The organism is Bradyrhizobium sp. 4 (genome assembly GCF_023100905.1).
Taxonomy (GTDB): domain Bacteria; phylum Pseudomonadota; class Alphaproteobacteria; order Rhizobiales; family Xanthobacteraceae; genus Bradyrhizobium.
Window position 1 is genome coordinate 5819236 of record NZ_CP064686.1, and the last position, 25196, is coordinate 5844431.

The 25196-nt window shown below is 64.1% G+C and carries 23 protein-coding genes and 1 pseudogene; 3 read left to right on the forward strand and 21 right to left on the reverse strand.

Features of this window, described 5'->3' with window-relative positions; all coding sequences use genetic code 11:
- Nucleotides 1-105 precede the first annotated feature (105 nt).
- The 10 genes and pseudogenes from IVB45_RS27780 to IVB45_RS27825 all read right to left on the reverse strand — a co-directional run bounded on the left by IVB45_RS27780 (nucleotide 106) and on the right by IVB45_RS27825 (nucleotide 11883).
- On the reverse strand, nucleotides 106-1104 hold the full coding sequence (locus IVB45_RS27780) for a tripartite tricarboxylate transporter substrate-binding protein (protein ID WP_247358843.1): 999 nt from the start codon (nucleotides 1102-1104) through the stop codon (nucleotides 106-108).
- Nucleotides 1105-1202: 98 nt separating this feature from the next.
- A complete protein-coding gene (locus IVB45_RS27785; protein ID WP_247358841.1) occupies nucleotides 1203-3533 on the reverse strand; it encodes a mechanosensitive ion channel domain-containing protein in 2331 nt (776 codons plus the stop codon).
- An 846-nt stretch (nucleotides 3534-4379) separates the two neighbouring features.
- Nucleotides 4380-5330, reverse strand: coding sequence for a polyphosphate kinase 2 family protein (locus IVB45_RS27790; RefSeq protein WP_247358839.1), 951 nt, complete (start codon nucleotides 5328-5330; stop codon nucleotides 4380-4382).
- Nucleotides 5290-6309, reverse strand: coding sequence for a branched-chain amino acid ABC transporter permease (locus IVB45_RS27795; RefSeq protein WP_247358837.1), 1020 nt, complete (start codon nucleotides 6307-6309; stop codon nucleotides 5290-5292). Before IVB45_RS27795 ends, IVB45_RS27790 begins: the two co-directional genes overlap by 41 nt.
- The gene (locus IVB45_RS27800) at nucleotides 6306-7187 is read right to left on the reverse strand and encodes a branched-chain amino acid ABC transporter permease (protein ID WP_007613294.1); all 882 of its coding nucleotides are present in this window, start codon (nucleotides 7185-7187) and stop codon (nucleotides 6306-6308) included. Before IVB45_RS27800 ends, IVB45_RS27795 begins: the two co-directional genes overlap by 4 nt.
- A 13-nt stretch (nucleotides 7188-7200) precedes the next feature.
- On the reverse strand, nucleotides 7201-7905 hold the full coding sequence (locus IVB45_RS27805) for an ABC transporter ATP-binding protein (RefSeq protein ID WP_247358835.1): 705 nt from the start codon (nucleotides 7903-7905) through the stop codon (nucleotides 7201-7203).
- Entirely contained in the window at nucleotides 7905-8675 is a 771-nt protein-coding gene (locus IVB45_RS27810; protein WP_247358833.1) for an ABC transporter ATP-binding protein, read from the reverse strand. Before IVB45_RS27810 ends, IVB45_RS27805 begins: the two co-directional genes overlap by 1 nt.
- A 31-nt stretch (nucleotides 8676-8706) precedes the next feature.
- Nucleotides 8707-10029 (reverse strand): ABC transporter substrate-binding protein, encoded by a 1323-nt coding sequence (locus IVB45_RS27815; RefSeq protein ID WP_247358831.1) that lies wholly within the window; start codon nucleotides 10027-10029, stop codon nucleotides 8707-8709.
- Between the two features lie 95 nt (nucleotides 10030-10124).
- Nucleotides 10125-10828, reverse strand: a pseudogene (locus tag IVB45_RS27820) (NUDIX hydrolase).
- 29 nt (nucleotides 10829-10857) lie between these two features.
- Nucleotides 10858-11883 (reverse strand): ABC transporter substrate-binding protein, encoded by a 1026-nt coding sequence (locus tag IVB45_RS27825; RefSeq protein WP_027570813.1) that lies wholly within the window; start codon nucleotides 11881-11883, stop codon nucleotides 10858-10860.
- Between the two features lie 137 nt (nucleotides 11884-12020).
- On the opposite strand from IVB45_RS27825, the gene IVB45_RS27830 reads away from it, so the two are divergent.
- Nucleotides 12021-12470 carry a cupin domain-containing protein gene (locus IVB45_RS27830; protein ID WP_247358830.1) on the forward strand — a complete coding sequence of 150 codons (450 nt, stop codon included), beginning with the start codon at nucleotides 12021-12023 and terminating at the stop codon, nucleotides 12468-12470.
- Nucleotides 12471-12509: 39 nt separating this feature from the next.
- Here IVB45_RS27830 and IVB45_RS27835 read toward each other — a convergent pair whose 3' ends face one another.
- Together IVB45_RS27835 and IVB45_RS27840 are read right to left on the reverse strand one after the other, a co-directional pair.
- Nucleotides 12510-13295: an ABC transporter permease gene (locus tag IVB45_RS27835; RefSeq protein WP_247358828.1), complete on the reverse strand. Its 786-nt coding sequence runs from the start codon at nucleotides 13293-13295 to the stop codon at nucleotides 12510-12512.
- Nucleotides 13295-14113, reverse strand: a complete 819-nt coding sequence (locus IVB45_RS27840; protein WP_247358826.1) for an ABC transporter ATP-binding protein — start codon at nucleotides 14111-14113, stop codon at nucleotides 13295-13297. The genes IVB45_RS27835 and IVB45_RS27840 overlap by 1 nt, the downstream gene beginning before the upstream one ends.
- Nucleotides 14114-14245: 132 nt before the next feature.
- On the opposite strand from IVB45_RS27840, the gene IVB45_RS27845 reads away from it, so the two are divergent.
- Together IVB45_RS27845 and IVB45_RS27850 are read left to right on the forward strand one after the other, a co-directional pair.
- On the forward strand, nucleotides 14246-15028 hold the full coding sequence (locus tag IVB45_RS27845; protein ID WP_247358825.1) for an ABC transporter ATP-binding protein: 783 nt from the start codon (nucleotides 14246-14248) through the stop codon (nucleotides 15026-15028).
- A complete protein-coding gene (locus tag IVB45_RS27850) occupies nucleotides 15025-16584 on the forward strand; it encodes a glycine betaine ABC transporter substrate-binding protein (RefSeq protein ID WP_247358820.1) in 1560 nt (519 codons plus the stop codon). Before IVB45_RS27845 ends, IVB45_RS27850 begins: the two co-directional genes overlap by 4 nt.
- A 5-nt stretch (nucleotides 16585-16589) precedes the next feature.
- On the opposite strand, the gene IVB45_RS27855 is transcribed toward IVB45_RS27850, so the two are convergent.
- The 9 genes from IVB45_RS27855 to IVB45_RS27895 form a co-directional block, all read right to left on the reverse strand.
- Nucleotides 16590-18302: a sulfatase-like hydrolase/transferase gene (locus IVB45_RS27855; protein WP_247358817.1), complete on the reverse strand. Its 1713-nt coding sequence runs from the start codon at nucleotides 18300-18302 to the stop codon at nucleotides 16590-16592.
- A gap of 232 nt (nucleotides 18303-18534) precedes the next feature.
- Nucleotides 18535-18825 (reverse strand): DUF1330 domain-containing protein, encoded by a 291-nt coding sequence (locus IVB45_RS27860; protein WP_247358816.1) that lies wholly within the window; start codon nucleotides 18823-18825, stop codon nucleotides 18535-18537.
- A gap of 62 nt (nucleotides 18826-18887) precedes the next feature.
- Entirely contained in the window at nucleotides 18888-19739 is an 852-nt protein-coding gene (locus IVB45_RS27865; RefSeq protein WP_247358815.1) for an SDR family oxidoreductase, read from the reverse strand.
- A gap of 474 nt (nucleotides 19740-20213) precedes the next feature.
- The gene (gene ilvC / locus IVB45_RS27870) at nucleotides 20214-21233 is read right to left on the reverse strand and encodes a ketol-acid reductoisomerase (protein ID WP_007600992.1); all 1020 of its coding nucleotides are present in this window, start codon (nucleotides 21231-21233) and stop codon (nucleotides 20214-20216) included.
- A 147-nt stretch (nucleotides 21234-21380) separates the two neighbouring features.
- Nucleotides 21381-21983, reverse strand: coding sequence for a LysE family translocator (locus IVB45_RS27875; RefSeq protein WP_247358813.1), 603 nt, complete (start codon nucleotides 21981-21983; stop codon nucleotides 21381-21383).
- A 2-nt stretch (nucleotides 21984-21985) separates the two neighbouring features.
- Nucleotides 21986-22882 (reverse strand): EamA family transporter, encoded by an 897-nt coding sequence (locus IVB45_RS27880; RefSeq protein ID WP_247358811.1) that lies wholly within the window; start codon nucleotides 22880-22882, stop codon nucleotides 21986-21988.
- Between the two features lie 69 nt (nucleotides 22883-22951).
- Complete coding sequence (locus tag IVB45_RS27885; RefSeq protein WP_346015298.1) at nucleotides 22952-23641, reverse strand: class I SAM-dependent methyltransferase; 690 nt, start codon at nucleotides 23639-23641, stop codon at nucleotides 22952-22954.
- 3 nt (nucleotides 23642-23644) lie between these two features.
- Entirely contained in the window at nucleotides 23645-24187 is a 543-nt protein-coding gene (gene ilvN / locus IVB45_RS27890; RefSeq protein ID WP_027519532.1) for an acetolactate synthase small subunit, read from the reverse strand.
- Between the two features lie 23 nt (nucleotides 24188-24210).
- A complete protein-coding gene (locus tag IVB45_RS27895; protein WP_247358809.1) occupies nucleotides 24211-25194 on the reverse strand; it encodes a threonine dehydratase in 984 nt (327 codons plus the stop codon).
- Nucleotides 25195-25196 lie beyond the last annotated feature (2 nt).

The following is a 25196-nucleotide window of genomic DNA, read 5'->3' on the forward strand; positions in this document are numbered from 1 at the left end:
TTGCATCGCCGGGCAAATCATGCAGGCCCTGCTCTCCGCGGCGCATCCTTCGAGACGCCCGCTCCGCGGGCTCCTCAGGATGAGTCAGTGGTATGGGCGACAGCGTTACTCAGCCTTGATGTCGGCGGCCTTCACGATCGGCCACCATTTCTCGGTTTCGGCCTTCTGGAAGACTCCAAGCGCTGCGGGTGTTTGCTGATCGGGCGGAGGAATCTCCTGTCCCAATTCGCTAAACCGCTGCTTGACGGAAGCGTCGGCAAGCACGGTGACGATGGTCGCGTTGAGCTTCGTGACGATCTCCTTCGGCGTATTTCTCGGCGCCCAGATGCCGTGCCAGTAGGAGATGTAGAGACCGGGCAGCCCCGCCTCGTCGACCGTCGGGATATCGGGCGCGGAGGCGAGCCGCGTCGGCGACGTCACCGCGAACGCCTTGATCGCACCGTTCTTGTAATGCGGCAGCGAGTTCGAGGCCTGATCGAACATGATGTCGATCTGCCCGGCCACGAGGTCGATCATGGCGGGCCCCGCGCCGCGATAGGGCACGAACTGAAAGTCGGTGCCGGTTCTCTCCTTGAAGAAGACACCGGCGACGTGGGCACCTGTGCCCGCACCGGCCGTGCCGGCAGTCACCTTGCCGGGGTTGGCCTTCAGCCACGCGATCATCTCTTTCAGAGTGTTGGCCTCGAGCGACTTCCGGCCGACGATGAGCTGCGTGCCCATCGCGATCGTCGCGACCGGCTCGAAATCGGCGATCACGTCATAGGGTAGCTTGAAGATCGCGCCGTTGAGCACATGCGTGCCCCAATGGCCGATCGTGATCGTGGTGCCATCAGGCGTTGCGCGCGCGACGCGGGCGCCGGCGATGCTGCCGGAGGCGCCCGCCACGTTTTCAACGACGATTGTCGTGTGCAATTCGGCGGCGATGCGTTCGGACAGGATGCGCGCCAGCGTATCGGTCGGACCGCCCGCCGCGAACGGCACCACGAGGGTGATCGGCCGCGACGGAAACGGCTGCGCGCTCGCAGGAGCGGTCCACGCCGCACTTCCGATCAAGGCGCACACGACCATCACGTGGCCACGCAGTCCAGCCCACCGCCCCTGCATTCCATCCACCCTTTTTTGCCGCCCGCATGTCGTCAGCGGGCTGGGGCGAAGTGAACGCTGCCGGTTCGACCAAGGCAAGCGGTAAGTTTACCGCGCCACTATCCTGCGGCTCGACGCGGCGTCAGATGAGCGGCGTTGTCAGCCGGCGGCGCGATGTGCATCAGGATGGTCTGGGTGGCCGATGCGACCTCGATGCCGTTGTGCTGGAAGCGCTGCTTCATGCGACGGTTGAATTCGCGCTGCACCGGCCAGCGGCCGGCCTCGGTGCAGCGGATCTGGCCGACGATCGACACCATGGCGCCGTCGACCTTGTCGATGCCCCAGAGCTCGAGATCGCCGCGGATCAGGCTGCGGAATTCGACCTCGCGGCGCATCTCGTCGACGATATCTTTGAGGATCTGGCCGGCGCGGTCGGTGTCTTCCTTGTAGGCGACGTTGACGCTGACGGACGCATTGCCGGCGCCACGGCTGGCATTGGTGATGGTGGTGACCGCGCTGAACGGCACGATGTGAACGGCACCGTCGCCGGCCCGCAGCCTGATCGTGCGGATCGAGACGTTCTCGACCACGCCCGATAGCCCGGACACGCTGACGCTGTCGCCGACCTGGACGGTGTTCTCCAGCAGCAGGAACAGCCCGGTGATGAGATCCTGCACCAGCTTCTGCGAGCCGAAGCCGATGGCGATGCCGACGATGCCGGCGCCCGCCAGCAGCGGCGCGACGTTGACGCCGATCTCGCTGAGCGCCGTGAGGCCGACGACGGTCGCGATCACGCACAGCAAGGCCGTGCGCAGCATCGGCCGAAAGGTCCGCAGCCGCGCGGCGCGGGCATAGTGCCCATCGCGCGACAGCGTATTGATCTGGCGGTCCAGCAGCGCGTTGCTGGCTTCCCAAATCGCAGCTGCGATGAACACGGCAAGTCCGATCGTCACCACCGCCGAGATCAGCCGGCTGCCGATCTGGCCGCCATAGAACCAGACGATGGCGTCGACGCCCCAGACTTCGAGCACGGCCACCAGGCCGATGAAGGCGATCACGCCAGATACGATCTTGCGCAGCAGCGGCAGGTAGCGGTTGGCGCGGATCTCGAGGCCCGGAAACCGCTGGAGGATTTCCGGCTTGATGCGGAAGCCGCGGTCGATCAGGCCCAGCGTCAGCATGATGGCAACGCGCGTGATCAGCGCCACCGCGATGGTGCCGACGAAATATTGCAGCAGCAACGAATAGCCATTGCGGATGTTCAGCGCCCACACCGCCCACAGCGCGAGGTCGAGCGCGATGGCGAGATAGTGCCAGCCGCCCGCGATGCGGTTGCGCAGTCGCGCCGCGAGCCCCTGCCGGTCGGCCGGCGCGCGGATGGCTTCGGCGACCTGGCGGCGGCATTGCAGGATGATGACGACGATGAAGAGATGCACGACCAGCATCACCATGCGCAAGAGCGCGGCATAGCCGGCGCGATGCAGGCCGAGCAGCAGCGCCACGTTGGCAAAGGCGATGCCGGAGACGCCGACACCGACGATGCGGCGCGCCCAGATCTCGATATAGGCGGCGGTTTCGGCCTTGACCGGAAACAAGCCGAACGGTCCCGCCAGCACACGGACCACACAGATGAGCCCGCGCGAGAACGCATAGGCGTTGACGACGGCGAGGATCACGAGGCGGACGGTGGTGGGCTCGCCGATCTCGGTGCCGAGCAGCGCCGTGGCGACTCCGACAAAGACCAACACGGGTAGCAGCTCGAGCAGGAAGCGTCCCAGCACGAGCGGCAGCCGCAGCATGATTTGCCAGGCCCGCGCCAGGCTGTGGCGGCGCATGTGCAGTTCGGGCGCCGGGGTGACATCGGCGACGGATGACGGCGGATCGGCAATGGGCAACACCTGCACCGGCAGGCACGCCGTTTGCGGCATGCGCCCTTCCAGGAACGCGACGGGGCGGCGGATCAGACGGAAGATCACCCATTCGGCGCAGAAGGCGCAGCCGAACACCAGCGCGAGCTTCCAACCAATCTCGATCAGGAGATTGTAGGCCGCGGGATCGTTCGCGGTCCGCACGATCCAGTAGTAGAACGCCGGGAAGTGCATGAACGTCCTGGCCATATCGGCGACGTCTCGCGAAATTTCGCCGATCTCCTCGGACACGGTGAGCATGAGCTGCGCACCAAGGCCGTCGGCCGCGAGCGGGATCGGCGATTTTGGCTCGGGCGCGGGCTGCTGTGGACCTGACGCATTCGCGATCACGCGCAGCGTGTCGATGATCTGCGCGCGCTTCTTGTCGTCCTGCAGCGTCTCCAGCGCGCGCCTGGCCTCGTCGGGCGACAACGCGGCAGCGCTAGTGGCCGCCGGTGCGGGCGGCGCGGCGCGGGTGCTGGAGAGAGATGAGATCGCGATCAAGAGCGCGGCGAGAAGCGCGGAGGCAAGCTTATGCGACACGAGGGATTCCCTGGGAAAAATAAATGCGACGGCGACGTCGGGACCGTCACCGCCGAAGCACATGCATCATGTCGGATCGACGCTATTCGCCCGGGCGCTGTGTCGGAAGTTGGCCAATGAGGCGACATTCTCTTGGCATTTGCCGCGGTGCAGGAAACGGGAACCGCGGTCTCAAGCTGGGACGTGCGCCACTGGAATGAGGACGCACAAAACCTCTACCGTCACTCCGGGAGTCGGACCGGAATGACGGCGATGAGGAGGAGAGAAGCAGGATGTCAAAAGCGCGACGGCCGCGTCACGGCCATCCGACATAATTCGGTGTGATGCAATCGATGTGCTGCAGAATACAGCGCCGGGCAGGTAGGGGCTATGCCACACTGATGCAGCCCTCTAAACCTTGGCCCGGCGTGCCGTTCGCGGTTTTCTGCCGCTATGCGATAGTCCGAACGAGCTCCATCGCACTTACCGCGGCTGGATCTGCGGAGGTGGTGTCATAGACCTCCCCTTGCTCTTGATGTGGACGTTGCGCGTCGCTTGTTTGCGACCATTACGATGGTCCTCCCGTGACACAGGACTGTCAAGCAAGATCAACGGCCGCGGTATCACATTTGAGGACGCGTTCCATCTCACTGCGACGGATTCGCTGCAGCGAAATACGGGAAGTAGATGAATTACGAGACTGCCCTTCCTGCAAACGTGAACCGCTTCTGCTACGGGTGGGGCGCCGGTCCCGAGGAATTTGGGATGATGACATCATGCCCCTGTTTTGCCCGACGGGTCAAACGATTTCGTTAAATCCGCAAGCGCTCGCGCAGACCTTCAAGTCATTGATTTCATTATCCCCGTCTACTGTGCATGGGGTTGTTTTCGCGTTTTTTGTTTCTTGTCCGCCTTCTCCTCTTTCTCCAGCGCCTTGCGCACCTCGTCGAACTCGCCCAGCGAGGCCTTGTCGGCGCGGGGGAAGCGCAGATCAAGCTTTTCGAGCGCCGCGACGATGGCCGACCCGATCACGACGCGCGCGAACCATTTGTGGTCGGCCGGCACGACATACCACGGCGCATGAGGCGTTGCCGTGTGCCGGACGATGTCCTGATAGACCGCCTGGTAGCGCGGCCACAGCGCGCGTTCCTTGATGTCGTCCATGGAGAACTTCCACTGCTTGGACGGATCCTCCAGCCGATCGAGGAAGCGCTCGCGCTGCTCGTCCTTGGACAGGTTGAGGAAGAATTTCAGCACCACGGTGCCGTTACGCGAGAGATAGCGCTCCCACGCAGAGATGTCCTCGAATCGCTCTTTCCAGATGTTCTTGGTGAGGAGCTTCTGCGGCAGCTTCTCCTTGGCGAGGATCTCCGGGTGCACGCGCGTCACCAGGCATTCCTCGTAGTGGGAGCGGTTGAAGATGCCGATATGGCCGCGCTCCGGCAGCGCGATCGCGTGGCGCCAGAGGAAATCGTGATCGAGCTCCTTGCTGCTCGGCGCCTTGAAGGCACTGACTGCGCAGCCCTGCGGATTGATGCCCTCGAAGATCGCCTTGATCGCAGAATCCTTGCCGCCGGCGTCCATCGCCTGGAACACGATCAGCACCGACCAGCGGTCCTGGGCGTAGAGCTTCTCCTGAAACGCGATCAGCCGCTTCATGTTGGCATCGAGAATCTCCTGGGCCTTCTCCTTGTCGAGGTCGCCCTTCTCGTTGGTCTTGTGATCCTTGAGATGAAACTTGCCCGAACCATCGTAGCGGAATGGCGTGATGTAGCGGTCAAGTTCCTGGGCGAGCGATTTGGACGACTTCTTGCTCATGAGCGCGGGACACCTTGCGTTGCGGCTTCAATCGATCGAGCAAGCTACCAAGGATGCCCTTCGGAAGGAATATGATGAAAAGCACGAGCAGCACGCCGTAGACGAGATTGTCCCAGCCGACCGCCTTGGTACCGAAGCCGATGCGCAGGGTCTCGGCCAGCATAATCGTGATGACGGCGCCGAAGGTCGGGCCGAGCGAGACGAACAGGCCGCCGACGATGGCCGCGAACACCATCTGGAGCGACACCGCGATGCCGCTGACGGTGTCGGGCGTGATGAACATCTGGTACTGGCAGTAGATCGCGCCGGCGAGCGCCGTCATCAACGCGCTGAGCAGCGTGATCTTCAGCTTCTCCGCGGTGACGTCGACGCCGGCGGCAGCCGCGGCGTCCTCGTCCTCCGAGATCGCCTCCAGCGCATAGCGGGCCATGCTGCGGTCGACCCAGTGCCAGACCACGATGCCGAACAGCCAGACCCCGAGCGCGATCAGGTACCAGGTGATCTTGTCGTCGAATTGCAGCGACCAGAGCTTGTTGCCTGCGGCCCGGTTCGGCGTGTAGCCGAGCGAGCCGCCGGTGTAGTCGCGCGTCGCCGTGATGACCTGGAGCACGATGCCGGAGAGCGCGAGCGTCACCAGCACGAAATAGTGCCCGGTGATGCGGAAGCGGAAACAGGGATAGCCGACGATCAGCGCCAGCGCGCCGGCCGCGACCATGCCGATGGGGATACCGATCCAGGGCGACCATCCCAGGTGATTCCAGAGTAGCGCGGTGACATAGGCGCCTATTCCCATGAACCCGCCATGGCCGAGCGAGACGAGGCCGAACCGCCCCATCATCGACCAGGACGTATAGGCGAACGACCAGATCAGGATCAGCACCAGGATGTGCAGATGATAGGGATCGCGATAGACGAAAGGCAGCGCGACCAGCGCCGCCAATCCCACCGCCCAGGCAGCAAGCCGTCCCCGCCCCATCATCGGCGCCTCGCGAGCAGGCCCGCGGGCCGGATGAACATCATGACGATGAAGAAGGCGAAGGCGAGCACATAGCCCCATTCGAGATCGGAGAACAGGCCGCCGAGCGAGATGATCTCGGCGAACACGAAGGCGGCGATGAAGCCGCCGATGAAATTGCCGAGGCCCCCGAGCACGCAGATCAGGAACGTGATCGGTCCGAACGACAGGCCGACGAAGGGATGCACGTCATATTGCAGCACAAGGAGGCAGGCGGCGAGCCCGGCCAGCCCCCCGCCGATCGCGGAGGTGATGAGATAGATCCGCTTGGTATCGACGCCCATCAGCGCCATGATCTGCCGGTCCTGCGAGATCGCGCGGATCGCGGTGCCGGTGAAGGTCCGCGTCATGAACAGATAGACCGCGACCATGCCGACCAGCGCGGCCAGGAAGGACAGAAGTCGTGCGTAGCTGAAATTCATGTCGCCGAAGGCGAGCACCGGCAGGCGAATACCGAGGTTGCGGAAGTCGATGCCGAAGGCGACGGTGGCAAAGCTCTGCAGCACGAACAGCACCCCGCCGGTCGCCAGCAACTGGTTGATCGGCGGCGCAGTGAGGAGCGGCGCGATCACGAGGTAATGCAGCGCCGCGCCGAGCACCGCGACCAGCAGGATGGTGAGCGGCGCGGCGAGGAAGTAACTGATGCCGTAATACTGCACCAGGAAGTACATGGCGTACATGCCGATCATCACCAGCTCGGCATAGCAGATCCAGGTCACGTCGATGACGCCGAAGATCAAATTGAGCCCGAGCGCGAGCAACGCCAGCACGCCGCCGAGCAGGATGCCGTTGATCACGGCCTCCAGCAGGTAGATGTCGAAAATGTCCAGAAATGCTTGCATGCCCGCATGAACCTCACACCCCGAGATAAGCTTCCTTGACCGTGTCGCTCGCCAGCATCTCGGCCGAGGTGCCTGAGGACCTGATCGTGCCCGCCTCGATCAGATAGGCGCGATCGACCACCTTCAGCACCTGCTGCACATTCTGCTCGACGATCAGCACGGTCAGCCCGCTGGCGCGGATCCGCTTCACCAGCTCGAACACCTGTTGCACCACGACCGGCGCGAGCCCCGCCGACGGCTCGTCGAGCAGCAGCAGCTTTGGATTCGACATCAGCGCGCGGCCGATCGCGCACATCTGCTGCTCGCCGCCGGACATGGTGCCGGCCATCTGGTGGCGGCGCTCCTTCAGGCGCGGAAACAGCTCGAACACCACGTCCAGCCGCTCGGCATAGTGGCCGCGCGCCTCCTGCATGAAGGCACCCATCTTGAGATTGTCGTCGACCGAGAGCTGCGGAAACAGCCGCCGGTTCTCCGGCACATGCGCGATCCCGAGGCTGACAATCTTGTGCGGCGGCGTGGCCACGACGTCGACGGCTTCCATTCTGATCGAGCCACGCGAGGGACGGATCAGCCCGGAGATGACGCGCATCAGCGTGGTCTTGCCGGCCCCATTCGGCCCGATGACGCCGACGGCCTCCCCCGCCTTCACGTCGAGATCGACGCCGAACAGTGCCTGGAAGGTGCCATAGCCGGCATTGACGCCGCGGAGCTCAAGCATCACTGCACCCCCGCGCGGCGGCGCGCTGCGGCGGCCGCGGCCTGCGTGGTCTCGGCATCGGTGCCGAGATAGACCTCGATGACACGGGGATCGCCGGCAACGGCACTTGGCAATCCTTCCGAGATCTTCTCGCCGTGATCGAGCACCATGACGCGATCGACGACGCGCATCAGCACGCCCATGATGTGCTCGACCCAGATGATGGTGATGCCGAGTTCGTCGCGGATGTTGCGCAGCATGTTGGCCGCCTGCCCCATCTCGGCCTCGTCGAGGCCGCCGAGGCTCTCGTCGGCCAGCAGGAGTTTTGGCGCGGTGGCGAGCGCTTTCGCCAGCTCGAGCTTCTTCAGGCCGGCTGCGCCGAGGCCATCGACGCTGGCATGGCGATCGGTCGGCAGGCCGACCATCGCCAGCGATCTTTCGGCCGCCTCCTCGGCCCTGGCACGGCTGTGGCGGCCCTGGCCGTAAAATCCGGCGAGCGCGACGTTCTCGAAGATCGTCAGGCGACGGAATGGCCGCGGGATCTGGAAGGTGCGGCCGATGCCGCTGTTGATGATCCGGTGCGGCGGAAGGCCTGCGATCTCGGAGCCGTCGAACAGGATCGAACCGGACGTCGGCGCCAGCGTGCCCGAGAGCATATTGAAGATCGTGCTCTTGCCCGAGCCGTTGGGGCCGATCAGGCCGAGGATCTCGCCCTGGCCGACCTTGAACGACACATTGTTGACGGCGGTGAAGCCGCCAAACCGCTTCACCAGCCCGCTGACTTCCAGCACCGTCCCGCTCTCCTCTCTGCGCGCATTTGCGCTACTGGTTGCTGTAGGTGGTGCCCTTCGGCAACGGCAGCACGGCCTCGCGCTGCGCCTGGCTCTTGGGCCACACCACCGAGGACTTGTCGTCGATGTACTGGATCACGACCGGAAACGAGCGCTCGTTCTGCCCGGCCATCGGCGTGCCCTCGCCGTAAAACTTGACGCCGAAGCCGAGCATGGTGCCGCCCTCGGGAATATCAGTGTCGAGCGCAGCTTTGCGCAGCGCATCTGGATCGACGCCACCGTACTTCTTGATCGCACGCGGCAGCACGTCATTCATGAACACATAAGTGTTGGACGCACCGATGCCGACATGCGCCGAGCGGATGGCGACGCCGGGCCGGATCTTGTCGAATTCCTCGCCGACCATCTTGATCACAGGCGGGAGCTTGGGATCCATGGTCTTCTGGTTGGCAAGCCAGATCGAGATCGGGTCGGTGTTGAAGATGTAGGTGGCATCGGCCCCCATGCCTTCCTTCAGTTTTTCATAGACCCCGTAACCCGCACCATGCCCCATCAGCGCGCCGAATTTCAGCCCCTGCTCGCGCGCCTGACGCAGCAACAGCGTGATATCGGGGTTGTAGCCGGTGTGGAAAATGACGTCGGGCTTGGCGCGCTTCAACTTGGTCACCAGCGCGGAGAGGTCAGGCGCGGTGGCCGAATAGCCTTCCTTCATCACGACGTTGAAGCCCGCCTTTTTCGCGCCGGCCTCGTTGCCCCTGGACACGTCGACGCCATAGGCGCCGTCCTCGTGAATGATCGCGACGCGCAGATCCTTCGGCTCCTTGTCGAACTTCGCCTTGGCGTTCTGCGCGATGAAATCCATCGTCATCATGCCGAACTGGTCGCCGCTCGCTTGCGGGCGGAAGACGTATTTGTAACCCTTCTCGTTGAACACGGCCGACGAGATGCAGGTCGTCATCCACATGAACTTCTTGAGCTGCTCGACACGGGCCGCGACCGGCACGCATTGCGCCGAGGAGAAGAAGCCGAGCACCATGTCGACCTTTTCCTGCTCGAGCAGGCGAACGGATTCGTTGATCGCGATGTCGGGCTTGCTCTGCGCATCGGCATAGACCGCTTCGATCTTGTAACCCTCGACGCCGGTCCTGGCGAAATGGTCGAGGACGATCTTTGCTCCAATATAGCCGAGTTCAGAGCCGCCGCCGGCGAGAGGCCCTGTCAAATCGAAAACGACGCCGATCTTGATCTTCTTATCTTTGCCTTGATCCTGGGCCTGGGCGGACAGCGCCAAGCCCGTCGCTGATATCGCGACCAACAGCCCACGTACCAAACGGGCAGCCATGCGCACGCGCATCAAAACCTCCCTGGCCGATTGTGCATTGCATTCTTTTTGCTTTTGTATTTTTGCCCATCACATGGGCTGGGCGCAGCGATGTCAAGCCTCGCGCGTCAGCGCAACGCGAACTGCTGCTCGACGAAGGCCGTGACAAATCGCGGCATGGACGGCGTGAGATCGCTCATTCCGCGCACGAGATGGATAGCCGACAGCTCCGGCTCGGCCTCGCGCGCCAGATTGGCTTCGATCCGCGCACGCGCCACATCACCCGGCATGTCCAGGTTGATAATTTGCAACATGGCAATCGTGGGGCCGGTGACGACGCAGTGCCAGTCCGGTTCGACCCGATAGTCGGCCGCGGTGAGGCCGGTCTCTTCCTCGAGTTCGCGGATCACGCTGCCGGGAATGTCCAGCGTGTCGCCCCTGACGTCGTCGAGATCGGGCGTGCCCGATGGGAAATAGATCCGGCCTGCATTGGCGGTATGCTGCGCCATCTCGCCCATCACGAATGCGCCGTCGGAGCTACGCAGCGCGCCCATGCCAAAACCGTTGAACACGGCCTTGTCGGGAAAGCCCAGTCGCGCCAGGCGAGGAAGCTCGCGAAATCGGTCTCGAAATAGGTCGCGGCGAGATGGCCGTCGGTAAACACGGCATCCCGCCCGATCAGGACGCGACCGTTCCAGATCTTTGGCCGCTCGCGCTGCTTCTCGGCGAAATGCGTGGCGATCTCGTCACGCCGCTCCTCCGCGAACGGCCAGACGATCGGCCGGACGGCAAGATCAAGCGTCGTGACCCGATGGATTGTCAGTGACGTCATGACGCTTGGTTACCGAGCCTTGGCGTCAGTTATTTGGCGCTCCCCGTGGTCTTCTTGGCCTGCTCGACATATTTGTTGGTGAAGGTCTTGCTGACGTCGATCTTGGCGTTCGCCACGTCGGGGGAGCCGACGCTGAAAACCGCGAGCACTGCGTCGGCGCCCTTCGGGTCCATCTTGCCGGTTTCGGAGAACATCGGGATCGTGTTCTTCAGCGCCGCGAGATAGAGGTCCTTGTTCTTGCCGACCGTCTCCTCCGGCATCTTCGCCATGATCTCCTCGGGCGAGTGCGAGTGGATCCAGGCGAGCGTGCCCAGGATCGCATTGGTCAGCGCCTGCGTCTCCTTCTCGTGGCCGGCAACCCAGGCAGCGGTCGAGTACAGCGCGCCGCCCGGATATTCGCCCCCGAACGTCTCGAGCGTATCCTTTTGCGTACGGGTGTCCGAGAGGATGCGCAGATCCTTGTGGCTGCCCTGGAGCACGGTCACGGAGGGATCGAGCATTACGGCCGCGTCGATCTGGCCCTGCTCCATGGCGGCGACCGCAGTGGCGCCGAGGCCGACGCCGATCACGGCGGTGCTGGCGGGATCGACGCCATTTTTCTTGAGCATATATTTGAGGAAGAAGTCCGTAGAAGAGCCGGGCGCGCTGACGCCGACCTTCTTGCCGGCGAGGTCCTTGATCGACTTGATCTCGTTGGTGTGCGAGGGCGAAACCACCAGCACGAGGCCGGGATAGCGGTCATAGACGACGAACGCCTGAAGCTCTTGCTTCTTGGCTGCGAGGTTGACGCAATGGTCGAAATAGCCGGAGACCACGTCGGCGCTGCCGCCGAGCACGGCCTTGAGCGCGTCCGAGCCGCCCTTGAGGTCCACGAGTTCGACATTGAGGCCGGCCTTGTCGTATTCGCCAAGCTGTTTTGCCAGCACCGTCGGCAAATAGCACAGGCAGGAGCCGCCGCCGATCGCGATGGTGACCTTGCTTTGCGCCGCGGCAAGACCGGTGGTGAGCGTCAGCGCGATCAACGCGCCCGCGAGCCTGGCTATCGTGTTCTTCATTGGTTTCCTCCGTTCGGCTGGCGGCACCATAGAGCAGCCGGACTGGCTTGAGAAGCAGGACCGAAGGCGCTGGCCATCGGCCTTTCGGCGCAATAGCATGCGCCCATAAGAACAATTCTTGATGGGGAGGATCATCCATGAATCGCCTTGCAATCGGACTGTCGATCGCCACCGCTTTTGCCGCCGGATGCGGCGCAACTCACCTGCTTCTGCCGGCGCTGGCCGCGGAGAACATCACGCCGCAGATCATCCACACCGGCGAGATGGAGGGTGACGCGCTCGGGAACGCGAACGCCGTCGGCTTCCGTTCCAAGATGTTCGCGAGCGCCGACGGCGCCACCATCTCGATCCAGGTCGGCAATGTGCCCAAGCACATGCATCCCAACACCAACGAGATCCAGTACATTTTAGAGGGCACCGGCACGATCTGGTTCGGCGACAAGGAAGTCACGGTGAAGCCGGGCGACCTCGTCATCATCCCGAAGGGGACGCCGCATGGCGGCACCAAGCCGATCAGCGGACAGGTCAAGGCGATCGCGATCAAGACGCCGCCGCAGGCCCCCGACGACACCAAACTGCTGGACTGATCGATCCGGGGCTCGCGCGGTGCGCGGGCCCCTCGCGGCCTAGCCGCGTCCGTCCACGGTCGGGCGCCACACCAGCAGTCTCCGCTCCACCAACGTCACGCCAAAGTCGATCAGGATGACGAAGGCCGACAGCACGAACATGCCGGCGAACACGCCGGCGACGTCGAAGATGCCTTCGGCCTGCTGGATGAGATAGCCGAGCCCCGCCGCCGATCCCAGATATTCGCCGACGACCGCACCGACCACGGCAAAGCCCACCGACGTGTGCAGCGAGGAGAACATCCACGACAGCGCGGAGGGCCAATAGACGTGCTGCATCAGCTGCCGCTCGCTCATACCGAGCATGCGGCCATTGTCGAGCACGGTGCGGCTGACCTCCTTGACGCCCTGATAGACGTTGAAGAACACGATGAAGAACACCAGCGTCACGCCGAGCGCGACCTTGGACCAGATGCCCAGCCCCAGCCACAGCGCGAAGATCGGCGCCAGCACCACACGCGGCAGTGCGTTGACCATCTTCACGTAGGGATCGAACACCGCGGCGACCAGCGGCTGGCGCGCGAACCAGAAGCCGATCAGCACGCCGCCGGCCGATCCGATCACGAAGGCCAGGATCGATTCCATCAGCGTGATGCCGAGATGCTTCCAGATCACGCCGGACGAGAACCATTTGACGATCTGGGCGAAGACATCGACCGGGTTGGAGAAGAAGAACGGCGGCAGCAGGATCTTGCCGAACACGGGTACGGTCGAGAGCAATTGCCACAGCGCGAGGCAGACCACCGCGACCAGCACTTGCAGCGAGAGCAGCGTCACGCGCGACATCACACCGCCTCCGCCGCTTGCGTGGATTGCGCGTAGCCCTTCATGACCTCGTCCTTGAGCACGCTCCAGATCTCGCGATGAAGCGCATGGAATTCCTTGTCCAGCCGCACTTCAAAAATGTCGCGCGGGCGCGGCAGGCTCACGCGCCAGTCGCCGATGATGCGCGAGGACGGCCCCGCCGACATGATCACGACGCGGTCGGCGAGCGCGATCGCCTCCTCCAGATCGTGGGTGACGAACAGCACGGCCTTGCGGTCGGCGTTCCAGAGGTCGAGCAGCAGGTTGCCCATGACCTGCCGGGTCTGTGCATCCAGCGGCCCGAACGGCTCGTCCATCAGCAGGATCTTTGGATCGCGGATCAGCACCTGCGCCAGCGCCACGCGCTTGCGCTGGCCGCCCGAGAGCATGTGCGGATAGCGGTTGGCGAAGGCACCCAGGCCGACCGAGGTCAGCCATGTCTGCGCCCGCGGCAGCGTCTCGCCGCGCGGCGTGCCGCTGACTTCGAGCCCGATCGCGACGTTGTCCAGCGCGGTCTTCCAGGGGAACAGCGCATCGGCCTGGAACAGATAGCCGGCATCCCGATTCAGCCCGGCGAGCGGCTGGTCGAATATCCTGACGCTCCCGGCAGCCGGCTTCAGCAGCCCGGCCGCGACGTTGAGCAGTGTTGATTTCCCGCAGCCGGTCGGGCCGACGATGGCGACGAACTCGCCCTGCGCCACCGTCAGATGCGCCTTCTCCACCGCCGTATAGACCCGCCCGTCCCCCAGCTGGAACGCGACCTTGGCATCTTCCAGCGCCACTGCCGTAGGCGTTATCATGTGTTCCCTCCGAACTTGGCCCGATGCCTTAGCCGCTCGCGCGGCCAAGTTCAATCAAGCCGCCAAGCGTGGTACGCATGGGCCTCGTCATCCCCTGCCCCACGGGCGGGTTAGCGTAGTGAGCCCCGCCCGATGCCATCCAGGCCGATGATTGGCTATGCCCACGTCACCAAGAGCTTCGGCGCGCTCAAGGCCGTGGACGATGTGTCACTCGACATCGCCGAAGGCGAGTTTGTGGCCGTCGTCGGCGGCTCGGGTTCGGGCAAGACGACGCTGCTGCGGCTCGCCAACCGCCTGATCGAGGCGGATGGCGGCACGATCACGGTCGAGGGCGACGACGTGCAGTCTGTCGATCCGGTCGCGCTGCGGCGCCGCATCGGCTACGTCTTCCAGAGCGGCGGGCTGTTCCCGCATCTGAGCGTCGCGGACAACATCGGGATCACGCCAAAACTGCTCGGCGTCCCGGCGGTGGATATCGCAACGCGGGTCGATGAGTTACTCGAGCTCGTGCAGCTCGACCGGGCCGCGCATCGCGAGCGGTTGCCGGATGCGCTCTCGGGCGGCCAGCGCCAGCGCGTCGGCGTGGCGCGGGCGCTTGCGGCACGGCCCCGCATCGTGCTGATGGACGAGCCCTTCGGCGCGCTCGATCCCCTCACCCGCGATGCGCTCGGCGACGATTTTCGCGAGCTGCACCGCAAGCTCGGCCTGACCACCGTGATGATCACCCACGACATGACGGAAGCGATTTTGCTCGCCGACCGCATCGCGGTGATGCGCAGCGGGAAGCTGCTGGCGCAGGGCACGCCAATGGAGCTCTCGAAAAGCAGCGACGCCTACGTGCTGGAGCTGCTACGGACGCCGCGACGCCAGGTCGAGCGATTGAACGCGCTACTGCCACAGAGCGGGGCGGCATGAGCCTTTTCACCGATCCGCGCTGGGGCGAGGCGCTGGGGCATTTGCCCGACTATCTCGGCAACCATGTACGGGTCAGTCTCGCCGCACTTGCGCTCGGCCTGATCGTCAGCCTGCCGCTGGCGATCCTGACGCGCAACCGCCCAACGCCGCGCGCCGTCCTGCTCGCGCTAGCCAGCATCGTGCAGACGGTGCCCGGGCTGGCGCTGCTCGCGCTGTTCTATCCGCTCCTGCTGCTCGCGGCCTCCGTGGCGCTGGCCTGGTTCGGCGTCTCCTTCTCCGCTTTCGGCTTCCTGCCGGCGATGCTGGCGCTGGCGCTCTATTCGATGCTGCCGGTGCTGCGCAATGGCATCACCGGCCTCAACGGCATCGATCCCGCGCTGATCGAGGCTGCCAAAGGCGTCGGAATGACCGCACGGCAGTCGCTGGTGATGGTGGAACTGCCGCTGGCTCTCCCGGTGATGATGGCTGGCATCCGTACCGCCGCCGTGTGGGTGATCGGCACCGCGACGCTGTCGACCCCGATCGGGCAGACCAGCCTCGGCAATTACATCTTTGCCGGGCTGCAGACCCAGAATTGGGTGTTCGTGCTGTTCGGCTGCTTTGCCTCGGCCCTGCTTGCGCTCGCGGTCGATCAACTGCTCGGCCTGATCGAGAGCGGCCTGCGCCGGCGCAGCCGCGCGCGTACAGCGCTTGGCGCGGCCGGGATCGCGGCACTGGTCGCCGCAACATTGGTGCCGACGATAGAGCGCTCACCGAACAGCTATGTCGTCGGCGCCAAGACGTTTGCCGAGCAGTATGTGCTGTCGGCGCTGATGCGCGACCGGCTGCAGGCCTCCGGCCTTTCCGCCGTCGCACGATCCGGTCTCGGCTCGAGCGTGATCTTCGAGGCATTGAAGGCCGGCGATATCGATCTCTATGTCGATTATTCCGGCACGCTCTGGGCCAATCAGCTTCACCGCACGGACATCCAACCGCGGGCGGAGCTGCTGGCGGAGCTGCAGACGACGCTTGCGAAGGAGAACATCACCCTGCTCGGCGAGCTCGGATTCGAGAACGCCTATGCGCTGGTGATCCCTAAGAAACGCGCCGAGGCGCTTGGCATCCGTACCATCGCCGATCTCGCCGCGCATGCTTCGACCCTGTCGATCGCCGGCGACTATGAGTTCTTCTCGCGACCCGAATGGGCGGCGCTGCAAAAGGCCTATGGGCTCTCGTTCCGCGCCGAGCGCCAGATGCAGCCGGACTTCATGTATGCGGCGGTCGCCAGCGGCGAGGTCGATGTCATCGCGGGCTACACCAGCGACGGGCTGATCGCAAAATACGATCTCGTTGCGCTCGACGATCCCAGGCAGGCGATCCCGCCCTACGACGCCATCCTGCTGCTGGCCCCGAAACGGGCCGGCGACGAGCGGCTGCAGGCCGCGCTGAAACCGCTGCTCGGCAAGATCGACATCGCGACCATGCGCGAAGCCAATTTACGCGCCGCCGGCAATGATGCGAATTCGTCGCCGGATGCCGTGGCGAAATGGCTGTGGGAGAAGGTGGGTGGGCGGTAGGCCGGCTACAGCCCCCGGATCAACCCCGCATCGATCAGCAGCCGATTCAGCCGGCGCGCCTCGGCGCCGTCCTTGCAGCCGTAGAAGATGCCCTTGCAGCGGAGCATGATCTCCTTCTGCTCGGCGAAGGACGGATCGAGCGGGATGCCGGCGGCTTCCTGGATGACCAGTGGCAGATACGGACCATCGACCGTGTCCATCACGGCCTCGCTCTTCACCGGCTCGAAATTGACGGCGTCGATCGCGTAATAAGTCGCGTAGAGACGTGGGTCGTAGGCGTCGAGCTTCTTGCCGATTGCACCCTCGTCGAGCCCGGGCTCGAGGATACCGGGCGCGAACTCGGGCTGATGGTCGCCATAGCGCACGATCAGGAAAGGCTCGCCGGGAAAATTCTTCTTCAAGCCCGCGAGGAAAGCCTTGTACTGCTCGGCGCTCATCGCCTGCCGACGCAGATATTCGTCGATGGACGGCACATTGCCCGGTGCGCGCCAGTTCGGCAGCAGATCCGGGCGGAAGCGCGTCTCCCAGGGGAAATGATTGGCGCCGAGATAGATGAAGGTGAACAGCGGCTTGTTCGGCGATCGCTCACCCATCAGCCGGAGCGCCTTGTCGTAGAAGAAGCTATCCGGCTCGACATCCTTGGCGCCGAGATCCTTGGAGTCGAGGAAGCGTTCGATGCCGGTCGTCATCTGAAAGCTGCGCGCGGCCATGAAGCCGCCATTGGCGGGGTAGAGCGACATCGTGTCGTAGCCGCAGCGGCGCAGCGCCAGCGGCAGGCCGCGCTCGACACGGCCTGTTGCAATGCGCGTCACGAAATAGGCGAAGCGGCCGAACGAGCGCGACGACAACCCCGCGAGCACATTGTATTCGGTGAACCAGCTCGGCCCGCCATTGCTCTCGGCCAGAAACGCGCGCTCCTTGCCGTCCCAGGATTTGAAATGGCTACCGTAGCCGGTCGGCACCTTGATGCCCTGCGCGGCGCGGATGTCGAAGCTCGATTCATCATGGACCATGATGATGTTCGGCCGCCGGCCGGCGGGATGGCAGGCATCGACCAGCGGCATGTTGAGCCGTTCGTTGGTCGAAGCGGCCGACTCCATGAAGCCGTATTGCGCGAAGTCGGAGACCGCGCTGACGCCGGAGCGGAAGAACTTCGAGAGATAGCCGTCGTCGTAATAGCCGCGCCAGGCCTCGTCCGGATGATAGAGCGAATAGCCGACCAGCGCGGCGAGGCAGGCGAGCTTGCAGGCGAGTGCCGGTAGCCTACGGATGCGGAACGGGTCGAGCCACCACAGCGCATACATCAGCGGCAGCGTGACGAGGCCGGCCCCGATCACCGACCAGCGCAAATTCGGGAAGATCGTGAACAGGAACGCGACCGTGTCGCGGTCGATCATCATCAGGTCGATGAAGTTGACCGTCATCTGCACGACGTCGTGCTTCAGCCGCGACAGCAGCACCAGCACCACGACCATGGTCAGCGACAGCGCACCCGAGAGCGCCGGCCGCCGCAGCAGCGTGATCCAGAAGAAGTTGAGGATGCCCCAGGCCAGCACGAAGGAGAGCCGTGCGCCGAAATCCGTCTCGGTCTCGTACATCAGCACGAGCGCCGCGAGATGCGGCGCCGCAACCGCGAGCAGCCGCCAGATACCGAGCGCGGCGACGCTCGCCAGCACGGCGGTCGTGGCAGAAGGACCTGGATTGGGCGCGGACGCCATCGACGACACGCAACTGCTGGTCCGGCACGGTGATGCCGAGCCGGCTGACCGGGCCTGCGGCGTTCGGCGCAGCCGGAAGGCCTGCACCGTGTCACAAAACTGTAATTGAACGGTCACGGACAAGCAACGCGTGGCGCGATCCGACCTTCGCTTAATGTTAGCGGAAGCCGATTGGTCTCCGCATCCAATCCGTCCCCAAGGCAAATCCCGCAGTGCAGAACCGACTTGCCGTCTAGTCGAGGCCCTCGACGCTGACCAGGCGGGCAGAACTGCAAGCGTCCCGGACCGCTTTGAGTCCCTGGTAGCTCGCGCCTGCGTAGAACGCCTCCCAGGCTGCGACGGATGGGAATTCCAGCAGAACGATCCTGCGGGGCTGCCAGTCTCCCTCGTGGACCTTGTGGGCGCCCCCTCGCGCCAGATATCTGGCTCCAGCGGCCTCCAGGGCGGGCTTCACGCCCAACATGAAGCTTTGGTACTGCTGCAAATCCCTGATCTCGACGTCGAAAATCACATAAGCCGGCATCTCAAGACGCTCCCACGATCGGAAATCGATCACCTGTCTGGCAATGGTCTCGCCTCGGAGGCTCAGCCCTGCGGCAGAAGCCCAAGCCGCTTGGCGATGATACGGTCGACCACACGCTTGGGCAGCGCGGCCGTCATCAAATGTCGCATCCGGTCCGGCGTGATCTGGTAGCGAACCTTGGGCCTCCCGGCGGTGAGCGCCTCGAAAACGACCTCGGCGATCCGCTCGGCCGGCAGCCCGGTCTCGCCGAGCTTCATCATGAACGCCATGACCTTGTTCAGCGCCGGCAGATAAGGCGAGTTCTGGTAGACCGAGAGATCGATCTGCTCGGCCTTGCTCCAGATCGGCGTCTTCACCGCGCCGGGGGCGACGATGATGACGTCGATGCCGAACAGCATCAACTCGCGGCGCAAGCTCTCCGACAGGCCTTCGATGGCGTGCTTGGAGGTGCTGTAAGGCGCCGACAAGGGATTGCCGTTCTTGCCCGCGACCGAGCTGATCATCACGATCCGGCCCTTCGGCCCCTTCAGTGACGGATCGGCGCCGAGTAGCGGCCCAAAGGCCTGCGTCGCGACGACCGGGCCAATGACGTTGATCTCCATCTGCCGGCGGAAGTCGTCGACCGGCAATTCGAGCACGGGACCGGCGACCGCGACGCCGGCGTTGTTGACGAGACCGGCCAGCGTCTCGCCGCCCAGCGCCTCGCGGACTTTTCGCGCAGCCGCGAGGACCGCCGCCTCGTCGGTGACGTCGAACAGCAGCGGCGTGAAGTTCGCACCGAACTCACCCGTGAGCCGGTCCGCATCGGTCTGCTTGCGGACACTACCGAAAACGCGATAGCCGCGCCCGACCAGAAATTTCGCAATGGCCCAGCCAATGCCGGTGGACGCGCCGGTGACGACGACGGATCGCATGGTCTTTCCCCCGAAGAGCTCCCGAGATCATGCAGTGGAAAGGTGCCGCGGCGCAATGCCGTCCACCGCTCAAGGAAACGCCGCCGATGTCAGTTCTTAAGTTCAAGCGAGGTGCGAACGTCGCGACGTGAGATCGATTGCAACGTGAAGATATGATGAAGAGCCGAATCTTTGACTCTGAAGACGCTCGGCTTTTGAGGATCGCGAGCTTCCGAAAAATTGCGAAAAACAACGCGAGACCAAGAATGTGGTTTAAGCGTCAGTTCTTCGTGCTCAGGGAGCACTTCAGCTCGCGAAGAATTTGAATGAAGCAGCATTGCTTCGCGCGATACGAAAAGAGCGAGACCGCTGGTTGCGATCTCGATCGAATATAGCCGCGAAAGATTTAAGAATTGGTTTGGCGAACGAAGCTTGTGTTTCGCTCGCGTGTCCGGATGCGGCGTAACCGATACGCCGCATCCGAACGGCCGCGACTTAGTTCTTCGACTTATCGACCAGCGCGCCCTTCTTGATCCAGGGCATCATGTCGCGCAGCTTGGCGCCGACTTCCTCGATCGGGTGCTCGGCGAGCTTGGCGCGGGTCGCCTTGAACGAGGTCTGGTTGACCTTGTTCTCGAGCATCCAGTCGCGGGCGAACTTGCCGGACTGGATGTCGTTCAGAACCCGCTTCATCTCCTTCTTGGTCTCGTCGGTGACGATGCGCGGACCGGTGACGTACTCGCCGTACTCGGCGGTGTTGGAGATCGAGTAATTCATGTTGGCGATGCCGCCTTCATAGATCAGGTCGACGATCAGCTTCACCTCGTGCAGGCACTCGAAATAGGCCATCTCCGGGGCGTAGCCGGCTTCGACCAGGGTCTCGTAGCCGCCCTTGATCAGCTCGACCAGGCCGCCGCAGAGCACCACCTGCTCGCCGAACAGGTCGGTCTCGCACTCTTCCTTGAAGGTGGTCTCGATGATGCCGGCACGGCCGCCGCCGACCGCGGAGGCATAGGACAGGCCGAGGTCGTGGGCGTTGCCCGAGACGTCCTTGGCGATCGCGATCAGGCAGGGCACGCCGCCGCCGCGCTGGTATTCCGAACGCACGGTGTGGCCGGGGCCCTTCGGCGCGATCATCAGCACGTCGAGGTCGGCGCGCGGATCGAGCAGGTTGAAGTGGACGTTGAGACCGTGCGCGAAGACGAGGGCGGCGCCCTTCTTCATATTGTCGTGCAGGTGCTCGCGGTAGATGTCGCCCTGGAGCTCGTCCGGGGTCAGCATCATGACGAGGTCGGCCCATTTGGCGGCCTCGGCGACTTCCATCACCTTGAAGCCGGCAGCTTCCGCCTTCTTGGCCGAGGCCGAACCCTTGCGAAGCGCAATCGCCACATCCTTGACGCCGGAATCCTTCAGGTTCAGCGCATGGGCGTGGCCCTGGCTGCCATAGCCGACGATGACGACCTTCTTCCCCTTGATCAGGTTCAGGTCGGCGTCGCGATCATAATAAACACGCATGGTCGTTTCCTCGTTCAGGGGCCGGAATCGGCCGTTGGTCAGGTCTTGTCAGTCAGGTCTCGGACGGTGAAATTTGCGGATTTCGGGGGCTGTCTAGAGCATTTTCGGCCCCCTGGGAAACCCGTTTCTGCATGGAAAACTGGGGCATCATGCATCCATGACGACGGGGTAGAGCGACGCCAGCAGCGGGATGGCCATCAGGATGTTGAAGGCGCGGACCAGCCGCACGGAGGTCAGGACCGGCCGCAGTGCGGTGCCGAAGAAGGCCCAGACGACCGTCGAGACCGTGCCCACGAGCAGGCTGATCAAGGTCTGGATCGCGATGTTAAGCGGGAATTGGGCGATCGCCGCATAGGCGGTGATGGTGCCGATCACGATCACCCAGCCTTTGGCGTTGATCCATTGGAACATGGCGGCGCCCAGGAAAGTCATCGGGCCGCGGCCATCCCCCTCGTCCAGCTTGGCCGGGCCCGAGAAAGCGATCACGGCGGCTAGGTAGAGCAAGTAGGCGGCGCCGGCATATTTCAAAATGGTCTGCAGGATCGGATAGGCCAGGAAGACGGTGCCAAGCCCAAGGCCGACCGCTGCAATCATGAAGGCGAAGCCGATGACCACGCCGGCGATGTGGGGAATCGTGCGCCGGAAGCCATAGGTCAGCCCTGAGGACAGCAACATGATGTTGTTCGGCCCAGGCGTGAAATACATCACGGCCATGAAGGCGAGGAAGGCATACAGCAGCGACTGGGACATGCTCACCTCACGCGGCCTTCGGCTGCGGTTTTCTGGGGTACCGCCTCGGGGCGCTTCGCCAGCACCATCACCGCGATACCGCCGATCACGGTGAGCATGCCGGCGAGGCGCAGCGGGCCGAACCGCTCCCCGAACACGATGCTGGACGCGGCGGAGCCGACGAACGGCACCAGCAGCGCGAACGGCACCACCTGCGCAGGGGGATAGTCACGCAGCAGCCGGCCCCACAGCCAATAGGCGATGCTGGTGGAGATGCCGCCGATCAACAGCAGGCAAATGAGGCCGGTGAGCGACATGTGGATCAGCGACTGCCAGGTCGGCGTCGGTCCGTTGACGATCAGCGTGAGCGCGAACAGCGGGACCGCGGTGGCCAGGCACAACCAGGCGAACAGATCGAACATCGGCACGCCGCGGGCGCCGCGCAGCAGGATATTGCCGACCGCAAAGCTGACCGGCGCGATCATCAGCACGGCGAAGGCACCGATGCTGAAATCATAGCCGACCGTGCCGCAGATCATCAAAAGACCGATTGCTGCGATGACGATGCCCAGCGTCTGCACTGGCGTCGGCCGCTCACCGAATGCGATGGCGGCAAAGCCGATCGTGAACAGCGCCTGGCTCTGCACGACGACGCTGGTCAGCCCCACCGGCACGCCATGGGCGATGCCATAGGCCTGGCTCAGAAACTGGCCGAGAAAGAGCGTGAAGCTGATCGCGATCAGGAGCGACCAAGCGACCTTCGGCTTGCGAATGAACAGGCACGGCACCGCGGCAATGGTGAAGCGCATCGCCGTCATCAGCTCCGGCGAAAATTCGTCGAGCGCGATCCGGCTCGCCACGAAGGCAAGCCCCCAGATGACCGCCACCAGGATGGCGATGAGGATGTCGGCCGGCTTCATTGTCGTTCCCGGTTCTGCCTTGTCGTGCAGCCCTGTTTGTTGTTCTGGTCGAGCCTTGCTCGCCGGCCTTTAAATGGAAGAATTGGGTTTCCGCAGCAGATAAGTGCCGTGCATCGGGGCGTGGTAATCGGCCGAGACCAGCGTGAAGCCGACGTCGGTCAGCATCCGTTCCATGACCCAGCCAAAAGTGGAATATTCGTCGCGCATGTGAGTGACGACGCTTTCACGCGGGACATCGTGGTTCTTGATCTCGAAGTCGGCCCATTGCTCGACGTCGCGCTCGAGCGCATCGGGCATGGACGCGTAGACGATGTCGCGCAAATAGAAAGTGGCACCGGGCTTGAGCGCGCGATAGATCCGCGACATCGCCACCGCTTTCCAGAAATCCGGCAGATGGTGCAGCGTGAACTCGCTGACGATCAGGTCATAGGATTCCGGCCGGTAGGCGAAGCTGAGCAGGCCGGCGGACTGCGTGCGCACGGGCGCCTTGCGGTCGCGCGCGTAGATCTCGGCGAGGGCCAGCATCGCGGGCGAGATGTCGATGGCGTCGACCTCGGCGCCCATCAGCGCGGCCTCGGTCGCGAGCACGCCGTTGCCGCAACCGATGTCGGCGATGCGCCAGCCGCGTTGGACCCCAAGCATTTTCAGCGCCGCGCGCGCCCGTAGATCGGCATCGTCGTGACTGTCGTAGATCGAGGCCACTGCAGGCCCGATCCCCATCCGGTTCCGCTCGTTGTAATACCAGTCGCGCGCCAGCATCGCTCACATTCCTTCAGGCCCGCGACCAATCGCGGCAACACCGGTGCGCGACACTTCGACGAGGCCAAGCGGACGCATCAGGTCAATAAACTGGTTGATCTTGTCGGTGTTGCCTGTGATCTCGAACACAAAGCTCTCGGTGGTGGCGTCGATCACGCGGGCGCGAAACGCGTCCGCCAGCCGCAACGCCTCGACGCGATGCTCGCCCTCTCCGCGAACCTTGACCATTGCAAGCTCGCGCTCGATCGAGCGTTTCGTCAGCGTCATGTCGACGACGCGATACACAGGGATCATGCGGTCGAGCTGATGCTTGATCTGCTCGATCACCATCGGCGTGCCCGTCGTGACGATGGTGATGCGCGAGAGATGCTTCTGGCTCTCGGTCTCCGAGACCGTGAGGCTCTCGATGTTGTAGCCGCGCCCCGAGAACAGGCCGATGACGCGCGCGAGCACGCCGGGCTCGTTCTGCACGAGCACCGAAAGCGTGTGCGTTTCGTTCGGGTCGTGGCGTTCCTCGATGAAATAGGCGGATGCGGGCTGGTTCATTGTCGTCCCCTTCATTCTCGTCGTTACGCCGTCGCCCGACGAGCGACCGGCGCTTCCGTGCCGACCCAACCGCGGAACAGATCGAAATCGATATTGCCGCCGGACAGCACGAGACCGACGCGCTTGCCCTGTAGCTTGGTCTTTTCCTGAAGCGCTGCGGCGAGCGCGGCGGCGCCGGCGCCTTCGGCGAGATTGTGCGTGTCGGTCCAGAGCGCACGGATCGCGAGCGCGATCTCATCGTCCGTCACCTGGACGATACGCGAGGCGCCCTTGAGGATGACCGCGAGCGCTTCAGGATCGGGAATCCGCGTCGCCATGCCGTCCGCGAGCGTATTGCTGGTCTCGGTCGTCACGACATGACCGGCCGCGAACGACAGCGCGTAGGACGGCGCCTCGGTCGATTGCACGCCGACGACCTCGGTCTTCAGGCCGAGCAGATCGCGCGCCATGATACAGCCGCAGATCCCCGAGCCCTGCCCGATCGGCACATAGAGGATGTCGAGATCGGGCGCGGCCCGGAGCAATTCAAGCGCATAGGTCGCCACGCCCAGCACCAGGTCCGTATGGAACGACGGCACCATGTGCAGCCCGGCGAACTGCGCGTGGCGCCCGGCTTCCTCGCGTGCGGCCTGAAAGTCCTCGCCATGCTCAACGAGCTCGGCGCCGAACGCCTTCATCGCGCGGTTCTTCTCGACCGAATTGCCGCGCGGCACATAGATCACGGCAGGCACACCATGGCGGCTCGCCGCAAAGGCGAGGCTCTGACCATGATTGCCGCGCGTCGCCGAGATGATGCCCGGAATGTTCGGCCGTTCGCGCTTCAACCGATCGAGATAGACCAACCCGCCGCGCACCTTGAAGGCGCCCGTCGGCGTATGATTCTCGTGCTTGACCACGATCTGCGTGCCGAGCCGCTGGCTGAGCAGCGGCCAGGCGTGCGCCGGCGTCGGCGGCACCGCCTGCCCCACGATCGCATGCGCGCGTTCGAGCTCGTTCAGGTCGAACATCA

Excerpts from the sequence above, each read along its gene's own strand:
- IVB45_RS27780 (WP_247358843.1), bottom strand. The coding sequence starts at position 1,104 with ATGCAGGGGCGGTGGGCTGGACTGCGTGGCCACGTGATGGTCGTGTGC.
- IVB45_RS27790 (WP_247358839.1), bottom strand. The coding sequence starts at position 5,330 with ATGAGCAAGAAGTCGTCCAAATCGCTCGCCCAGGAACTTGACCGCTAC.
- IVB45_RS27795 (WP_247358837.1), bottom strand. The coding sequence starts at position 6,309 with ATGATGGGGCGGGGACGGCTTGCTGCCTGGGCGGTGGGATTGGCGGCG.
- IVB45_RS27800 (WP_007613294.1), bottom strand. The coding sequence starts at position 7,187 with ATGCAAGCATTTCTGGACATTTTCGACATCTACCTGCTGGAGGCCGTG.
- IVB45_RS27805 (WP_247358835.1), bottom strand. The coding sequence starts at position 7,905 with ATGCTTGAGCTCCGCGGCGTCAATGCCGGCTATGGCACCTTCCAGGCA.
- IVB45_RS27815 (WP_247358831.1), bottom strand. The coding sequence starts at position 10,029 with ATGCGCGTGCGCATGGCTGCCCGTTTGGTACGTGGGCTGTTGGTCGCG.
- IVB45_RS27825 (WP_027570813.1), bottom strand. The coding sequence starts at position 11,883 with ATGAAGAACACGATAGCCAGGCTCGCGGGCGCGTTGATCGCGCTGACG.
- IVB45_RS27830 (WP_247358830.1), top strand. The coding sequence starts at position 12,021 with ATGAATCGCCTTGCAATCGGACTGTCGATCGCCACCGCTTTTGCCGCC.
- IVB45_RS27835 (WP_247358828.1), bottom strand. The coding sequence starts at position 13,295 with ATGTCGCGCGTGACGCTGCTCTCGCTGCAAGTGCTGGTCGCGGTGGTC.
- IVB45_RS27840 (WP_247358826.1), bottom strand. The coding sequence starts at position 14,113 with ATGATAACGCCTACGGCAGTGGCGCTGGAAGATGCCAAGGTCGCGTTC.
- IVB45_RS27845 (WP_247358825.1), top strand. The coding sequence starts at position 14,246 with ATGCCATCCAGGCCGATGATTGGCTATGCCCACGTCACCAAGAGCTTC.
- IVB45_RS27850 (WP_247358820.1), top strand. The coding sequence starts at position 15,025 with ATGAGCCTTTTCACCGATCCGCGCTGGGGCGAGGCGCTGGGGCATTTG.
- IVB45_RS27855 (WP_247358817.1), bottom strand. The coding sequence starts at position 18,302 with ATGGCGTCCGCGCCCAATCCAGGTCCTTCTGCCACGACCGCCGTGCTG.
- IVB45_RS27860 (WP_247358816.1), bottom strand. The coding sequence starts at position 18,825 with ATGCCGGCTTATGTGATTTTCGACGTCGAGATCAGGGATTTGCAGCAG.
- IVB45_RS27865 (WP_247358815.1), bottom strand. The coding sequence starts at position 19,739 with ATGCGATCCGTCGTCGTCACCGGCGCGTCCACCGGCATTGGCTGGGCC.
- ilvC (WP_007600992.1), bottom strand. The coding sequence starts at position 21,233 with ATGCGTGTTTATTATGATCGCGACGCCGACCTGAACCTGATCAAGGGG.
- IVB45_RS27875 (WP_247358813.1), bottom strand. The coding sequence starts at position 21,983 with ATGTCCCAGTCGCTGCTGTATGCCTTCCTCGCCTTCATGGCCGTGATG.
- IVB45_RS27880 (WP_247358811.1), bottom strand. The coding sequence starts at position 22,882 with ATGAAGCCGGCCGACATCCTCATCGCCATCCTGGTGGCGGTCATCTGG.
- IVB45_RS27885 (WP_346015298.1), bottom strand. The coding sequence starts at position 23,641 with ATGCTGGCGCGCGACTGGTATTACAACGAGCGGAACCGGATGGGGATC.
- ilvN (WP_027519532.1), bottom strand. The coding sequence starts at position 24,187 with ATGAACCAGCCCGCATCCGCCTATTTCATCGAGGAACGCCACGACCCG.
- IVB45_RS27895 (WP_247358809.1), bottom strand. The coding sequence starts at position 25,194 with ATGTTCGACCTGAACGAGCTCGAACGCGCGCATGCGATCGTGGGGCAG.